The following is a 15,368-nucleotide window of genomic DNA, read 5'->3' on the forward strand; positions in this document are numbered from 1 at the left end:
TGTCTCTCCCGGCTACCTCCGCGTATGAGCTACCTCGTTGCGACCGACGGCTCGACGGAGGGGGACGAGGCGGTCCGGTACGCGGCGCAGCAGGCGGTCGCGTTCTACGAGACGCTGGAGATCGCCCATGTGCTGACGCCGGACTCGGAACTCGTCGACGGGACGATCATCCTCCCGGGCGAGGAGGCCGCCGTGGAGGCCGGACAGGGCGTCCTAGACAGCGCCCGACAAATCGCCGAGGAGACGGTCGACGAGCCGATCACCGTCGAGACGCAGCTTCTCACTGGCCGGCCGGCCGACGCCATCACCGAGTACGCTGCCGAGGCGTCGGTCGACGCGATCTACGTCGGCCACCGCGGGCTCTCCGAGGAGCGCGAGCAGGTCGTCGGCAGCGTCGCGAAGAGCGTCGTCGACAAGGCGAACGTGCCCGTGACGGTGATTCGGTAGGTGTCAGACAGAGAAAACGACAAAACGACCTCAACGCGGCCGTTTTCTACGATTTCCCCCGGCGATCCGGCTGTCACAGGCGCCGGAAAGAACCGCCATTATCGGGCGTTCAAAGCGTCGTTGGGACGTACCGCGGGTGATGTCCGAAGACGTACTCGTCACCGCCGACTGGGTGGAATCGAACCTCGACGCGTTCCAGGACGACGACTCGGACCTCCGGCTCGTCGAGATCAACAACCCGACCGTCACCGACGAGTCGGAGTACACGCCGTACGAAGAGGGGCACATCCCCGGCGCCCTGAACTTCGAGTGGGACGAGGTCTTCACCGACGAGACGGAGCGCGACATCGTCTCGAAGGTGGACTTCGCGGCCCGAAACGGCGAGGGCGGTATCGACGCCGACACGACCGTCGTCGTGTACGGCGGCGGCCGCGTCCCGAACTGGTTCGCGCTGTTCGGCTACTGGATCTACAAGTACTACGGTCACGACGACGTCCGCGTGATCGACGGCGGGAAGGGGTACTGGGTCGAAAACGACTACCCGCTCTCGACCGAGGAGCCAGACTTCACGCCCCGCGAGTACGAGGCCCGCGGCCCCTTCGAGAGCGTCCGCGCCTACAAGGACGACATCGACAAGGCGATCGAGGAGGGGATCCCGATGGTCGACGTTCGCTCCCCCGAGGAGTTCTCCGGCGAGGTCATCGCCCCCGAGGGACTCAACGAGACGGCCCAGCGCGGCGGCCACATCCCCGGCGCGAGCAACGTCCCGATCGGCACCACGCTGAACGACGACGGCACGTTCAAGAGCGCCGACGAGCTCCGCGAACTGTACAGCGACGCCGGCGTCGACGGCGACGAGTCGACGATCACCTACTGCCGCGTCGGCGAGCGCTCGTCGATCGAGTGGTTCCTCCTGCACGAGCTGCTCGGCTACGACGACGTCCGGAACTACGACGGCTCGTGGACCGAGTGGGGGAACCTCGTCGGCGCGCCGATCGAGACGGGCGAGTAAGGGCGGTTCGAGGCCGCTGAGCGCAGCAGCGTTTTTTGACACGCGACTCGTTTGGGCGCCGTCTACCGACTACCGTCGCTCCCACAGCGTCTCGATACGGTCCTCCACGCGGTCGAACGCGAGGCGGACCACGTCTCAGTGGTCCGACGGCCGCTCGGCGTCCTCCGCGTCGGAGCGGTCGGCTGCCGGCGGCGGGTGGAAGTGTTCCCGCGAGTTGTGCGCGGTCGGGTGCCGATCCCGTCGACACTTCCACGCGGTATCACCGTGGTCCTCTTGGTAGCGAACGGCGAATCGTCGTTGCGGTACCAGCGAATCTCGAAGCGAGCGGCCACGGGTAGTACTCCCGAGACAACTCGACGCGCAGGTGTGCGTTCCCCGATTCGACCACCTCCGCCGACTCGACGGTGCGACTCCCGGAGCATCGAGCCCCTATCCGCCCCAACACTGACCGGTCTGTGGGTGCCGGACTCGCGCCGTCGTCTCTCGGCGCCATCGTCAGCCGTGTGACGACGCCGCGGAGCCGGCGGCCTTTCTCCGAGCGCGCTCGTGAAGGAGATCGAATACGTTACGCCGTTGTGTCGCGAGACGAGCTACCATGTCGCTCGCCCTCCAGTTCGGAACCGCACTCGGACTTCTCGTCGCGGCGCTGCCGACATACTGGGTCGCCGCCCGGCTCGCCCTCCGTACTTCAGCGCCGACCGTCTGGCTCCGCCGCCTGCTCGTCTCCCTCCTCCCCGTCGCCGGGGTCGCGTACCTCCTGTTCGGACTCGCCGGCGTCGGTTCGACCGCGCGACGGGCCCTCGCGGCGCCGCTCCTCGGCTCGTCGCCGCCGGCGGTGACGTCGGTCGCGGGCGACCTCGCGGCGCAGTTCGCGCTGTTCCTCTCGGCGGGGTGCGTGACGCTCGCCGCCTACGCGGTCACGGTCCCCGCGATCCGCGAGGCGCGGGACGTCGAGCTGTCGACGGCGACCGCCGTTCGCAGAGTCGCCCGGTTCGCGCTCGTCCTCGCGGTCATGCTGACGGCCGTGTTCGTCCCGTTCGAGCGGCTCGTACGAGGCGAGGACCTCGCGGCGGCGCCGGTGGCCGTCGTCCTGCTCGTGGCCGTCTTCTCGGTCGCGACGCCGGTCCTCATCCGCGTCGCCCGGTCGCATCGCGCACCCACCGCGGCGGAACGCGAGCGCCTCGAATCCCTCGGTGAACGCGTCGGTCTCGCCGCGGCCGACGTTCGCGTGCTGACCGACGCCGACGAGACCATCGAGATCCGGCTGCGCGGACTCCCGATGCGGCGGACCCTCTACGTCTCGACGTTCGCGCTCCGGCGGCTCGACGACGACGCGCTGGGCGCGCTCCTGGCCGTCAACGTCGGTATCGTCGCTCACCACTACCGGGCGGTCAAGCGCGGTCCGCTCTTCGGACTCGTCGTCCTCGGTACCGCGGCGCTCGCGTCGGATTCGACACTCGCGATCGGCGCGGTGCTCGCCCTCGCGCTGGCGGGTTGGCTGCCGACACTCTGGCTCGCGCGTCGGGCGATCCGGCGCGCGGACGACCACGCCGCCGAGCGGCTCGGCCCGGGTGCCGTCGCGGACGCGCTCGAACGCGTCGCGGCCGAGCAGAACCTCGACGTCCCGACCGGTGGACCCGGAACGGTCCTCAAGAGTCGGCCGCCGCTCGGGGAGAGAATCGACCGGTTGCGGGACCGCTCCGACTGATCGCCCGAATGGCCCCCGGGACCGTCCCCGGCTCGGCCGCCGAGTTCGGTGGCCGACAGAGCCTTGCCGCGACGCGCCGAACGGGAAACTGAGATGGCGTCGGCCGACCCGGACGCGCTCTCGACCGCGCCGAGCGCCGAGGCGGTCCGCGGGCTGGACGACGGGAGCCGACCGACGGGAACCGTCGTCTGGCACCGCGCCGACCTGCGGATCGCGGACAACCCCGCGGTCGCGGCGGCCGCGAGCGAGGCCGACCGGATCCTCCCGATTTTCGTCTTCGACCCGGGCTTCTACGGCGAGCGCGGCGCGGCCTGCGACGCGCGGATCGAATTCCTCCACGACTGCCTGCGCGACCTCGACCGCCAGTACCGCGACGTCGGCGGCGCGGGGCTGACGTTCGCCCACGGCGACCCCATCGACGTGCTGGAGCGGTTCGTCGACGCCGGCTGGGACGTCGTCGCGAGCGCGACGGCGACCGGTCGGTACGGGCGCCGTCGGGACGAGCGCGCCCGCGAGCGGTTGGGCGTCGAATTCGTCGCGGGCGACGGCCTCGTCCGCGACGCCGACCGCCCGCGCGAGGACTGGAGCGACCGCGTCGAGTCGTGGCTCGCCGCCGACCCGTTCGACTGGGACCCGCGGTCGGTCGCGGTCGAGCGCGTCGAGACCGGGGTCACGCCCGAGGGGATCGCCGACGCGTACGACGTTGAGCCGACGAAGACCCGCGTCCCGACCGGGGGACGCGAGGCGGCCCGCGAACGGCTCCGAGCGTTCACCGAGCGTATCGCCGACTACCCCGGCTCCATCTCCTCGCCGGTCGACGCCCGTGACGGGACGAGCGGGCTCTCGCCGTACCTGCGGTTCGGCTGCCTCTCGGTGCGCGAGGTCCACCGGCAGGTCGACGAGCGCGCCCCGGCCGGCCGCGGGAAGTCGATGTTCGTCTCGCGGCTGTTCTGGAACCGCCACTACGCGCAGAAGCTGCTCGACTGGCCGGGGTGGCTCGACCGGGCGGTGAACCCCGTCTACGAGGGGTTCAACCGCGACCGTCACGACCCCGATCTCGTCGCGGCGTGGAAGGACGGCGAGACCGGCTTCCCGATGGTCGACGCGAGCATGCGCTGCCTCCGCGAGACGGGGTGGCTCAACTTCCGGATGCGGGCGCTCTGCGCGAGTTTCTTCTTCCACGTCCTCCAGCAGCCGTGGCGGATCGGCGCCGATCACTTCTACGAACACCTGATCGACGGCGACCCCGCGATCAACTACACGCAGTGGCAGTCGCAGTGCGGGCTGGTCGGCCGCCCCGGACTGCGATTGTACAATCCCCGCAAGCAGGTCAGGGATCAGGACCCGGACGGGGAGTTCGTCACGCGGTGGGTGCCGGAGCTCGACCCGATCCCCGCCGCGCACCTCGACGCGCCCGAGAAGGCGCCGCTCGCGGTCCAACGCGAGGTCGGCGTCCGGATCGGCGAGGAGTACCCGTATCCGGTCGTCGACTACGAGGCGGCCCGCAGCGAGTTCCGGGAGCGGTACGGCGCGGTCCACGGCGCGGCCGCGGCTCGTCTCGGCGACGAGGCGATCGCGCGCCGGGCGTCGCTGTCCGGCGGTGTCGGCAGCGCACGGTCGATCGCCGCCGACCACGGCGACTCCGAAGCGGCGCGCGGGACGGCGACGGCGGGTCCCCGCAGACCGACCTCGACGAGTTCGGGTGACTCGGCGGCCCGGGTCGCCCCGCCTCGGGCCGTCGCCGCCGCGTGGAAAGCTTCATACGTTAGTGTGCCGTATTGTGAATTATGAACCAGAACATCGGTGCGACGGACAAGCGCGTCAGGACGGTCGTCGGCGCGGTCGCCGGCCTCGCGTCGATAGCGACGCTCGCGGGCGCAGTTCCGCTTCCGGTCCTCGCGGCGCCGGTGCTGGGCGTCGTCGCGCTCGCGATGCTCGCGACCGCCGCGACCGGCACCTGCGGCCTGTACAGCCTGCTCGGCGTCGACACCTGTCCCGCCGACGCCGGCGGGTCGCGGTGAGCGATCGACTGTAATCCGAATTCTAGTCCCAGAGAACTTCTGAACGTGTTTTACGCCCGAACGGACGGCAGCCTCAAGTGTCCGGAATGCCTACCGTTCACATGCTCGACAGCGACCCGAGACGACGGCATCTCGCGGTGAACTCTCGCTCGGATCGGCGGGGCTCCCGCTCGGGTTGGACAGAGGTGATCGCGGCGTGAACGAGGACCCGACCGTCCTCGTTATCGGCGGCGGCGCGACGGGGACGGGTATCGCTCGCGACCTCGTCGCCCGCGGCGTCGACGCGACGCTCGTCGACCGCGGCGGCCTCGGGAGCGGCACGTCTGGACGCTCGCACGGCCTCCTCCACAGCGGCGCCCGGTACGCAGAGGCCGACGCAGAAGGGGCGCGCGAGTGTATCGAGGAGAACCGGACGCTCCGGGAGATCGCCGGGGGCTGTATCCGTGAGACCGACGGGCTGTTCGTCCGACTCGCGGGCGACGACCCCGACTATTTCGAAGAGAAGATCGCGGCCTCCGAGGCCGTCGGGATTCCGACCGACCGACTCGAAAGCGACGAGGTCCGTGAGGCGGTTCCGGGGCTCGCGACCGGAGTCGAGGAGGCGTTTCGGGTTCCCGACGGCGTCGTCTACCCCTCGCGGCTGGTCGCCGCGAACGCCGCCGACGCCGAGCGGCGCGGAGCGAGCGTCTATCCTCACGCGCCTGTCGAGGACGTGACGGTCCGCGGCGGCGCGGTCGACTCGGTTCGAGTCGGCGGCGACGTGAACGCGACGCTCTCGCCCGAAGTCGTCGTCAACGCGACCGGCGCGTGGGCCGACCGGATCGCCGGGATGGCGGGCGTCGAGGTCGGGATGGCGCCGAGCCGCGGCGTCATGGTCTCCGTGGAATACGAGGGGCTCGGTCCGGCGCTGAACCGGTGCCGAGACCCCGACGACGGCGACATCGTCGTGCCCCACGACGGCGAGGTGGTGCTGGGAACCACGAGCGTTCCCGTCTCCGACCCCGACGACTACGAGACGGCCGACTGGGAGGTCGAGCGCTCGGTCGAGGAGTGCGCCGCGATGCTGCCCGCCGTCGCCGACGCGCCGACCGTACGGACGTGGTGGGGCGTTCGCCCCCTCTACGCCCCCGATGAGGACGGGCAGGACCGCCGGGGGATCTCGCGCGGCTTCACGCTGCTCGATCACGAGCGCGACGGCGTCGAGGGGTTCTACAGCGTCGTCGGCGGGAAGCTGACGACCTACCGGCGGATGGCGGAGGTGACGGCCGACCGGGTCTGCGACCGGCTCGGGGTAGACGCGCCCTGCGTAACCGCGACGGAGCCGCTCGCGCACGCCGACGACCCGGAGCGGCTGGACGAGTTGGTCGCCGAGTACGGCGGCGCGAACCCGACCGACGCCGACGTGGTCGGTACGTGAACCGCTTCTGAGCGCTCGATCCCCGACGCGGCGTCTCCGCACCCACACTCAAGTCGACTTGGAGAGAAAGGGGCGTATGGACGCCGCCAACTTTCTCTTCGTCTCCGCCGACGCCGCGCTGATCACCGATCTGGCGTGGCAGGTCGGGCGCGAGGGCCACGACGTGAGGTACTACATCGAGGCCGAAAGCGACCGAGAGATCGGCGACGGGTTCGTTCCCAAGACCGACGACTGGCGCGGCGAGGTCGACTGGGCCGACGTCATCATTTTCGACGACATCTGGGTCGGGTCGGACGTGGGAACCGGCGAACTCGCACAGCAGCTCCGCGAAGAAGGCAAGGCGGTCATCGGCGGGACGCCGAACACCGACCGCCTCGAAGAGGATCGGGCGTACGCGATGGAGATCCTCGAAGACCACGGCGTCAACACCGTAGAACACCACGTCTTCGATAGTTTCGACGCGGGGATACAGCACGTCCAAGAGAACCCTGCTCCGTACGTGATCAAACCACTCGGCGAAGTCCAGAACGTCAAGCGCTTACTGTACGTCGGCAACGAGGACGACGGGAGCGACGTCGTAGACGTGTTGAAGGCGTACAAGAAGGCGTGGGGGCACCGGATGAAGGGGTTCCAGCTCCAGCGGAAGGTCGACGGCGTCGAGGTCGCTGTCTGCGGGTTCTTCAACGGAAGCGAGTTCATCGACCAAGTCAATTTCAATTTTGAGCACAAGAAACTGTTCCCGGGGAACATCGGTCCATCGACCGGCGAGATGGGGACTTCGATGTTCTGGGCGGGCCAGAACAAACTCTTCGAAGAAACCTTCGGGAAAATCGAAGGCTGGCTCGCCGACGAGGGGTACGTCGGGAGTATCGATATCAACTGTATCGTCAACGAGAACGGGATCTACCCGCTGGAGTTCACGCCACGTTTCGGCTACCCGACCATTGCGCTTCAAGAAGAATCGATCGAGTCGTCCACCGGGGAATTCTTCTACGACCTCGCGCACGGCAACGAGCCAGCGGTAGACGTTCACAACGGGTACCAAATCGCCGTCAGAGTCGTCCTCCCGCCGTTCCCGTTCGACGACGAGAAGACGTACGACGAGAACTCGCGGAACGCGGCCGTGGTGTTTGAAACGGAGAGCCGCGAAGGCATTCATCTCGAAGACGCGAAAAAGGTTGAGGGGCAGTGGCGCGTCGCCGGCGAGAGCGGGATGCCCATCGTCGTGACCGGAAAAGGGGAGACGATGGGGGCAGCACGAGAGCAAGCCTACGACCGGATCGACGACATCGTCATGCCGAACATGTACTACCGCGACGACATCGGCGAGCGCTGGATCGACGGCGACGGCGACCGGCTTCAGGCGTGGGGCTACCTCGGGCCGTACGCCGGACCCTGAGCGCCGGTCCGGAAACCGGCCCCCGGCTCGGGTTCGACCCGGGCGGCGCCGAGCGGCCGCCTCCACGACTTTTTAACGGTCCGGCCCACTACTCGGGGTATGCCGAAGTATTCGACCGGCGGCGGCGGCGGCGGCGACGACGGCGACGCGTGCGAGCTCTGTGGCCGCGAGACCACGGACCTCCGGAAGGCGACGGTCGCCGGCGCGAAGCTGCTCGTGTGTTCGAACTGCCGCCCCCACGACGACGCCGGCAACGCCCCGAGCGATCGGGGCGGCCCGAGCGGGCGCGGCGGGAGCTCCGGCGGCAGTTCGAGCGGCGCCGGCGCCAACTCGGGGGCGACCGAGAGCCGGAAGAAGGAGCTCGCCCGGAAGCAGGCGAAGATGTACGACTCCGCGACCGGCGACTCGAAGCGGTGGGAGGAGGAGGGGACGAGCTACGAGTCCGACCGGCTCCCGTACCTCGTCTCCGGCTACGGTGACGTCGTCACCGAGGCGCGGCAGGACGCCGGGCTGACGGTCGAGGAGGTCGCGGCCGAACTGGAACTCGACGAGGACGACCTCCTCGCCGTCGAGGACGGGCGGGCGGCGACTGCGAACGTCGGCGGATCGGTCGTGCGCGCGCTCGAAGAGCGGTTCGGGATCGACGTCGTCGACGAGTGACCACGGCCGATGTCACGAACGCCCTCCACCTCCCGTCGCCGCGCCCTGGCGCTGGCGGCGGGCGGAACGCTCGGGACGCTCGCCGGCTGTCTCGGTACCCTCGACCGGATCGGTGACGGCGGGAGCGACGGCTCCGGCGACGGGTTCACCGACACGACCGACTTGCCCGAGCCGGAGTACGGCCACTGGTTCGACGGCGGGACAGATTACGCCGGGACGGTCGACCGGCGGGGCGAGGACGAGGTCGCGATCGCGGTCGGCGACGGCGACGGATTTCGATTCGACCCCGCGGCGGTGTGGGTCGACTACGACACGACGGTCCGCTGGGAGTGGACCGGTGAGAGTGGCGTCCACGACGTAGTGACGTACGACGGTCCTGCGGCGATCAGATCGGAACTCACCGACGAGGCCGGTCACGAGTACGCTGTCACTCTCACCGAGGCCCACGAGGGGATCACCCGGTACTCCTGTCGCCCCCACCAGAGCATCGGCGAGCACGGGGCGCTCGTCGTCGGCCCGGAGATCGAGTCGTACGTCACGGAGTACGACACGACGCCCGTCGATTACGGCGACTGGTTCGCGGAGACGCCGAACGTTTCCGGGACCGAGAATCCGCTCCGACGAGACTCGGTCACCGTCCGCGTCGGCGGCCCCGGTGGATACGACCCGGAGGCCGAGGAGTGGGACACCGGTCTCGTCTACGGCACGCCCGCGCTCCGCGTGACTCCCGGAACGACCGTCAGGTGGCGCTGGATACCCGGCGCGGGCGAACACAGCGTCGTCGCCGAAGACGGGCCCTTCGAGAGCGACCTCGTCGCCGTCGAGGCCGCCGACACCCCTGAAGATCAGGAGGCGGAACACGTGTTCGAGCACACCTTCGAGGAGGCGGGAATCCACGAGTACGCCTGCGAGCGCCACCGGAACGGCGGGATGCGCGGCGCGGTAGTCGTCTCGCCGTCTCGGTACTGAGCGCGTCGGTGGGACCGAGCGCTCGGGCGCCGAGGCGAAACGTCCAATTCCCCGGCGGGCGATCGGACGACAATGAAGGCGATCAAGGACAGCGTCCACGGACACGTCCGGCTCGGCGACCTCGCGACCGAGCTTGTCGACACGCCGGCGTTCCAGCGGCTGCGACACATCAAACAGCTGTCCACCGTCCGGCTCGTCTACCCCTCCGCGAACCACACCCGGTTCGAGCACAGCCTCGGCGTCTACCACTTGGCCGGTCGCGCGGTCGAGGGCCTCGGGGTCGACGACGACACCGCGGCGCACGTCCGGGCGGCGGCGATGCTCCACGACGTCGGCCACGGCCCGTACGGCCACCAGACCGAGGGGATCATCCGCCGCGCGACCGGCCGGGACCACGACGACGTGCGGTGGCTTCTCACGGACGCCGACCGCGAGGTCTGCCAGATCCTCGAACGCAACGGCCTCGACCCGGAGCGCGTCGCCGCCCTGATCGACGGCGAGGGGGCCTTGGGCCCGCTCGTCTCGGGCGAGCTCGACGTCGACCGCATGGATTACCTCGTGCGCGACGCCCACCACACCGGCGTCCCGTACGGCACCGTCGACACCGGGCGGCTCGTCACGGAACTCCGACTGATCGGCGGCGACGGGGAGAGAGCCTCGGCGGATCTCGTCTTAGACGAGGGGAACGTCGCCACCGCCGAGAGCCTGCTCGTCGCGCGGTCGCTGATGAACGCCGTCGTCTACCGCCACCACGTCTCCCGAGTCGCGGGCGCGATGCTGGAGCGGGCCTGCGAGCGCTACCTCGACCGCACGGAGACCGACGTGGAGGCGTTCCGTCGGATGGCGGACCACGACCTCCTCGTCGAGCTCCGTCACCGGGTCCCGGCGCTCGGCGAGCGCATCGAGCGGCGCGACCTCTACAAGCGCGCCGTCTGGGCCGAGCTCGACGAGGTTCCGGCGGGGACCGTCGACGCGGGGCGCGCGGAGGAGCGGGCCGCCGAACGCGAGATCGCGGACGCCGTGGGCGTCGACCGCGACGCGGTCCTCGTGGACATCCCCTCCCGCCCGGCGCTCAAGGAGTCCGGTTCCGCCGTCGTCGTCGACGGCGTCCCGCAGCGGTTAGAGGACGCCTCGGAGCTCGTCACCGGGCTCCGGGCCGCCGAGCGCCGCCGCTGGCGGCTCGGGGTCTACTGTCCGGCCGAACACGTCGGCGCGGTCGCGAGCGCGGCGCGGGACGTGCTGGGGCTGCGGGCGGCGAGTCGACCCTCCGCCTGAGCGGCGCAGCCGAACGAGTCCCCGCCGCCCGCACGGCGCGGTCCGCGGGCCGAGCGACCCGCCGCCTCGCGCTCTCCTCAGACTCCGTCGGGGCCCGGAACCGCCAGCACGGGGCGGTCCGCGTTCAACACGAGCTCCTGCGTCGTGCTGCCGAACACGGCCTTGCCGGCCGGACTCCGCTTGCGGCCCGACACGCAGATGACGTCGGCGTCGACGTCGTCCGCCGCCGCGATGAGCTCGTCGCCGGGGTCGCCGCTGGCCTCGTGGTGGACGCAGTCGACGCCGGCGTCTTCGAGGGCCTCGCGGGCGCGCCGCACGGTCCCGAGCTGGTGGACCGACGCGCCCTCCGGGTTGTCCTGAAAGACGTGACAGAGGTGCGCGGTCACCTCGTCGGGAGCACCGGGCAGATCGATGACCGCCTCCGCCTGTGTGATCGCCCGCTGTTCGTCGTCGAGTCCGATGGCGAGCAACACGTCGTACATACGCGACGCTTCGCAGGGTCGGCGTATAAATCGTGCCGGGGATTCGCGGGGAACGGAATCGGATCGCGACGGAACCGGCTCGCAACGAACTCGCGTCGCGACGGAACCGGCTCGCAACGAACTCGCGTCGGGACGAAATCAGGTCACAGCGAACTCGCATCGGGACGCAACCGCCTCGCAGCGAACTCGCCTCACGGCGAGACGGGCGCCGTTCCGGTCGACACTCACAGCCTTTTATCCGTTGCCGCCGAAGGCGGACGCATGATCACGGTCAAAGACACCGTCCACGACCACATCGAGATCGACGGTGTCGCCGCGGCGCTCGTCGACACCCCCGCCGTCCAGCGCCTCCGACACGTCAAACAGCTCGGGACGGTCCAGCTCGTCTACCCCTCGGCGAACCACACGCGGTTCGAGCACAGCCTCGGCGTCTACCACCTCGCGAGCCGCGCGCTCGACCACCTCGGGATCGAGGGGAAACGCGCAGACCGCATCGAGGCCGCGGCGATGCTCCACGACGTCGGCCACGGCCCGTTCAGCCACAACCTCGAATCGCTCACCCACCGCCGGACCGGGAAGTACCACGACGACGTCGACGGGCTGCTCGCGACCGGCGCGGTCGGTGAGGTGCTGCGCGACCACGACCTCGACCCGGACCGGATCGCCGGGATCGTCGCCGGCGAGGGGCCGTACGCCGGGCTCGTCTCGGGCGAGCTCGACGTCGACCGCATGGATTACCTCGTGCGCGACGCCTACCACACGGGGGTCCCGTACGGCACCATCGACACCGAGCGGTTCGTCCGCGAACTGACGTTCGTCGAGCGCGGTGACGGCGCGAGCGCCGACGGATCGAGTCGTGACGGTCCCGAACTGGTCTTGGACGAGGGGAACGTCCAGACCGCGGAGAGCCTGCTCCTCGCCCGGGCGCTGATGAATCCGGTCGTCTACACCCACCACGTCGCGCGCATCTCGAAGGCGATGCTGCGCCGGGCGGCGACCGAGCTCCTCGACGCGACCGCGACGACGGCGCCCGAGCTCCGGCGGATGGACGACCACGACTTCCTCGCCGCGATCCGCGACTGCCGCGAGACGGCGGAGCTCTCCCGCCGCTACGACGAGCGCGACCTCTACAAGCTGGCGGTGTGGGCCGAGTACGACGACGTTCCCGAGCGCGTCCACGACGCGGACCACGCGGCCGAGGCCGCCCTCGAACGCGAGATCGCCGCGGAGGCCGGCGTCGCCCGCGACCACGTGATCTTAGACGTCCCGCCCGAGCCGACGATGCGGGAGTCGACGGCGCGTGTGACCGTCAACGGGGAGATCCGACGCCTCGAACGCCAGTCGCCGCTCGTCTCCGCGCTCCGGACCGCCCAGCGCAACCAGTGGCGGCTCGGCGTGTACGCGCCCGAGCCGGCGACCGACCGCGTCGGCCGCGCGGCCGCGGACGTGCTCGGCCTCGACCCCGACGGGCTCGTGACCGAGGTCCGGAACGCGATGCCGACGACGCTCGACGAGTTCGAGTAGCCGGCCCCGCCGTCCCGGTCCCGTGACGTTTTAACCCCGGCTGGCGATCCTCCGGTATGCATCTGGAGGGGACGATTCTGGTCGGTCCCGACTTCGAGCCGGTCGAGGGCCGGGTCGTCGTCGCGGACGGCGAGATCGTCCGGATCGAGGAGGAGTCGGTCGAGAGCGACGACGTACTCCTCCCGGCGTTCGTCAACGCCCACACCCACATCGGCGATTCGATCGCCAAGGAGGCCGGCGAGGGGCTCTCGCTCGACGACCTCGTCGCCCCGCCGGACGGCCTGAAACACCGGCTCCTCCGGGCGACCGACCGCGAGGAGAAGGTGGCCGCGATGGCGCGCACCCTGCGGTACATGGAGTCGACGGGCACGGGCACGTTCCTGGAGTTCCGCGAGGGCGGCGTCGACGGCGTGCGCACGCTCCGCGACGCGCTCGCGGGCGAGGGGGTCGCGTTCGGCGAGCGCGCGATCGAGCCGGTCGTCTTCGGCCGCGACGACCCCGACGTGCTCTCGGTCGCCGACGGGTACGGGGCCTCGGGCGCCCGCGACGCCGACTTCGACGCGGTCCGCTCGGCGGCCCGCGACGCCGGCAAACCCTTCGGGATCCACGCCGGCGAGCGCGACGCGGACGACGTCAACGCCGCGATGGACCTCGACCCCGACTTCCTCGTCCACATGGTCCACGCCGAACCGATCCACCTCGAACGGCTCGCCGACCGGGAGACGCCCGTCGTCGTCTGCCCGCGCTCGAACCTCGTGACGAACGTCGGCGTGCCGCCGATCCGCGAACTGGCGGCGCGCACTACCGTCGCGCTCGGCACGGACAACGTGATGACCGACTCGCCGTCGATGTTCCGCGAGATGGAGTTCGCGGCGAAGCTCTCGGATCTCCCCGCCCGGGAGATCCTCCGGATGGCGACGGCCAACGGCGCCCATATCGCCGGGCTGAACCGCGGCGTGATCGAGTCAGGCGCGGACGCGGACCTGCTCGTCCTCGACGGCGACTCCGACAACCTCGCTGGCGCCCGCGACCTTGTCCGGGCGGTCGTCAGGCGCGCCGGACAGGCCGACGTCTCGCGGGTCGTGATCGGCGGCGAGTCGGTCGTCCCGCGCGCCGACTGACCCGCCGCGAGTTCGGCGGCCGTCCGACCGAAGGTCCCCGTCGACGGAGTGAAACCCCTCGCGGCCGTGTGATACCGTGATGACGACGCTCTCGCTGCTCGCCGGACTCGCCCTCGGACCGGTCGTCGGACTCCTCGCGACGCTCGCGATGGACCCGGTGATGGCGCGGCGCCCGGAGGGGGAGACGGCGCCGAAGGTCGCTGCGAGCGTGCTCACGGACACGCCCGTCGACGACGCGCCGGAGCGGCTGGCGACGTGGGTCCACTACGTCGCCGGCGCCGGCTCCGGGCTGCTGTTCGTCGGCCTCGTCTCGGCGGTTCAGGCGGCGCTCGGCGCGGGAACCGCCGTCGCGCTGGCGGTCGCGGGCGTCGCGCAGTTCGCGCTGATGGTCGGCTTCTTCGCGCTCGTCCCGCTGCCGCGCGCGTCCGGACTCCCGCGCCAGCGGCTCGGGCCGATCCGGCGCGACTGGGCGGTCTCGGCCGCGGCGTACGTCCTCGTCGCCGCCCTGATCGTCGCGGTCGCGACCGGGGTCTGATCCCCGGCTGACGGCGGTGTTCGACGGTCGCGAAACGGACGCGACGCGGCGGGAGAGTAATGGTTTAGTCGCTGGCACCGGCCCGATAGGGTATGCACGCCATCACTCGATCCGGCTGGATCGAGGTCATCTCCGGGTCGATGTTCTCGGGCAAGACGGAGGAGCTGCTCCGCCGGCTCCGGCGGTCCGAGATCGCCGGCCAGTCGGTCGCCGTCTACACGCCCGCGGTCGACGACCGCTACGGCGAGACGACGATCGGGAGCCACACGGGCCGCCAGTGGGAGGCGACCGTCGTCAACAACGAGGGCGACGGCCCGCTCGACGTCCTCGACGACGACCCGGCCGAGGTCGTCGCGATCGACGAGGCGAACTTCTTCTCGAACGCCCTCATCGAGGTCTGTAACACCCTCGCGGACCGCGGCAGCCGCGTGATCGTCTCGGGCACCGACCAGACGTTCCGCGGCGAGCCGTTCGAGCCGCTGCCGCAGCTCATGGCGACCGCCGAGTACGTCGACAAGCTACAGGCCATCTGCTCGGTCTGCGGCGAGCCCGCCTCCCGGAACCAGCGGCTCATCGAGGGCGAGCCCGCCCACGTCGACGACCCGACGATCCTCGTCGGCGCCGAGGAGTCCTACGAGGCCCGGTGCCGCGACTGCCACGTCCTCTTGACCGGGGACCGGCCCGACGAACAGCGCCCGTTCGAGAGCGCCGAGGCGGACTCCGCGAACGACTGAGCCGGTTCCCCGGCCGGTCGTCCGTCGGCGTGGGGTCGGTCGTCCGTCAACACGAGACCGACGC

15 protein-coding genes and 1 pseudogene are annotated in these 15,368 nt (G+C 70.5%); 14 read left to right on the forward strand and 2 right to left on the reverse strand.

Going from position 1 to position 15,368, the window contains the following annotated elements:
• Positions 1-24: 24 nt before the first annotated feature.
• Positions 25-447, forward strand: a complete 423-nt coding sequence (locus EXE46_RS05365; protein WP_137687458.1) for a universal stress protein — start codon at positions 25-27, stop codon at positions 445-447.
• Positions 448-586: 139 nt separating this feature from the next.
• Positions 587-1,459: a sulfurtransferase gene (locus EXE46_RS05370; protein WP_137687459.1), complete on the forward strand. Its 873-nt coding sequence runs from the start codon at positions 587-589 to the stop codon at positions 1,457-1,459.
• Positions 1,460-1,528: 69 nt separating this feature from the next.
• Here EXE46_RS05370 and EXE46_RS17700 read toward each other — a convergent pair.
• Positions 1,529-1,952: pseudogene (locus EXE46_RS17700) on the reverse strand (hypothetical protein).
• Between the two features lie 102 nt (positions 1,953-2,054).
• Here EXE46_RS17700 and EXE46_RS05380 point away from each other — a divergent pair.
• The 8 genes from EXE46_RS05380 to EXE46_RS05415 all read left to right on the forward strand — a co-directional run bounded on the left by EXE46_RS05380 (position 2,055) and on the right by EXE46_RS05415 (position 10,908).
• Positions 2,055-3,167, forward strand: coding sequence for a hypothetical protein (locus EXE46_RS05380; protein WP_137687460.1), 1,113 nt, complete (start codon positions 2,055-2,057; stop codon positions 3,165-3,167).
• Between the two features lie 93 nt (positions 3,168-3,260).
• Positions 3,261-4,958, forward strand: coding sequence for a cryptochrome/deoxyribodipyrimidine photo-lyase family protein (locus EXE46_RS05385; protein ID WP_137687461.1), 1,698 nt, complete (start codon positions 3,261-3,263; stop codon positions 4,956-4,958).
• Positions 4,955-5,188 carry a DUF2892 domain-containing protein gene (locus EXE46_RS05390; RefSeq protein ID WP_137687462.1) on the forward strand — a complete coding sequence of 78 codons (234 nt, stop codon included), beginning with the start codon at positions 4,955-4,957 and terminating at the stop codon, positions 5,186-5,188. The genes EXE46_RS05385 and EXE46_RS05390 overlap by 4 nt, the downstream gene beginning before the upstream one ends.
• A 196-nt stretch (positions 5,189-5,384) precedes the next feature.
• Complete coding sequence (locus EXE46_RS05395; protein WP_137687463.1) at positions 5,385-6,605, forward strand: FAD-dependent oxidoreductase; 1,221 nt, start codon at positions 5,385-5,387, stop codon at positions 6,603-6,605.
• A gap of 76 nt (positions 6,606-6,681) precedes the next feature.
• Entirely contained in the window at positions 6,682-8,004 is a 1,323-nt protein-coding gene (locus EXE46_RS05400; protein WP_137687464.1) for a phosphoribosylamine--glycine ligase, read from the forward strand.
• 99 nt (positions 8,005-8,103) lie between these two features.
• Positions 8,104-8,664, forward strand: coding sequence for a transcriptional regulator (locus tag EXE46_RS05405; protein ID WP_137687465.1), 561 nt, complete (start codon positions 8,104-8,106; stop codon positions 8,662-8,664).
• A 9-nt stretch (positions 8,665-8,673) separates the two neighbouring features.
• Positions 8,674-9,633: a halocyanin domain-containing protein gene (locus EXE46_RS05410; protein ID WP_137687466.1), complete on the forward strand. Its 960-nt coding sequence runs from the start codon at positions 8,674-8,676 to the stop codon at positions 9,631-9,633.
• Positions 9,634-9,705: 72 nt separating this feature from the next.
• Positions 9,706-10,908, forward strand: a complete 1,203-nt coding sequence (locus tag EXE46_RS05415; protein ID WP_137687467.1) for an HD domain-containing protein — start codon at positions 9,706-9,708, stop codon at positions 10,906-10,908.
• 77 nt (positions 10,909-10,985) lie between these two features.
• On the opposite strand, the gene EXE46_RS05420 is transcribed toward EXE46_RS05415, so the two are convergent.
• Positions 10,986-11,390 (reverse strand): universal stress protein, encoded by a 405-nt coding sequence (locus tag EXE46_RS05420; RefSeq protein ID WP_137687468.1) that lies wholly within the window; start codon positions 11,388-11,390, stop codon positions 10,986-10,988.
• Between the two features lie 261 nt (positions 11,391-11,651).
• Between EXE46_RS05420 and EXE46_RS05425 the strand changes: the two genes are divergently transcribed.
• The 4 genes from EXE46_RS05425 to EXE46_RS05440 all read left to right on the forward strand — a co-directional run bounded on the left by EXE46_RS05425 (position 11,652) and on the right by EXE46_RS05440 (position 15,304).
• Entirely contained in the window at positions 11,652-12,914 is a 1,263-nt protein-coding gene (locus tag EXE46_RS05425) for an HD domain-containing protein (RefSeq protein ID WP_137687469.1), read from the forward strand.
• A 56-nt stretch (positions 12,915-12,970) separates the two neighbouring features.
• Positions 12,971-14,035: an amidohydrolase family protein gene (locus tag EXE46_RS05430; RefSeq protein WP_137687470.1), complete on the forward strand. Its 1,065-nt coding sequence runs from the start codon at positions 12,971-12,973 to the stop codon at positions 14,033-14,035.
• Between the two features lie 79 nt (positions 14,036-14,114).
• Complete coding sequence (locus tag EXE46_RS05435; RefSeq protein WP_137687471.1) at positions 14,115-14,570, forward strand: hypothetical protein; 456 nt, start codon at positions 14,115-14,117, stop codon at positions 14,568-14,570.
• A 92-nt stretch (positions 14,571-14,662) separates the two neighbouring features.
• Entirely contained in the window at positions 14,663-15,304 is a 642-nt protein-coding gene (locus EXE46_RS05440) for a thymidine kinase (protein WP_137687472.1), read from the forward strand.
• Positions 15,305-15,368: the final 64 nt, after the last annotated feature.

The sequence above is a fragment of the Halorubrum sp. GN11_10-6_MGM genome (genome assembly GCF_005435165.1).
GTDB lineage: Archaea > Halobacteriota > Halobacteria > Halobacteriales > Haloferacaceae > Halorubrum.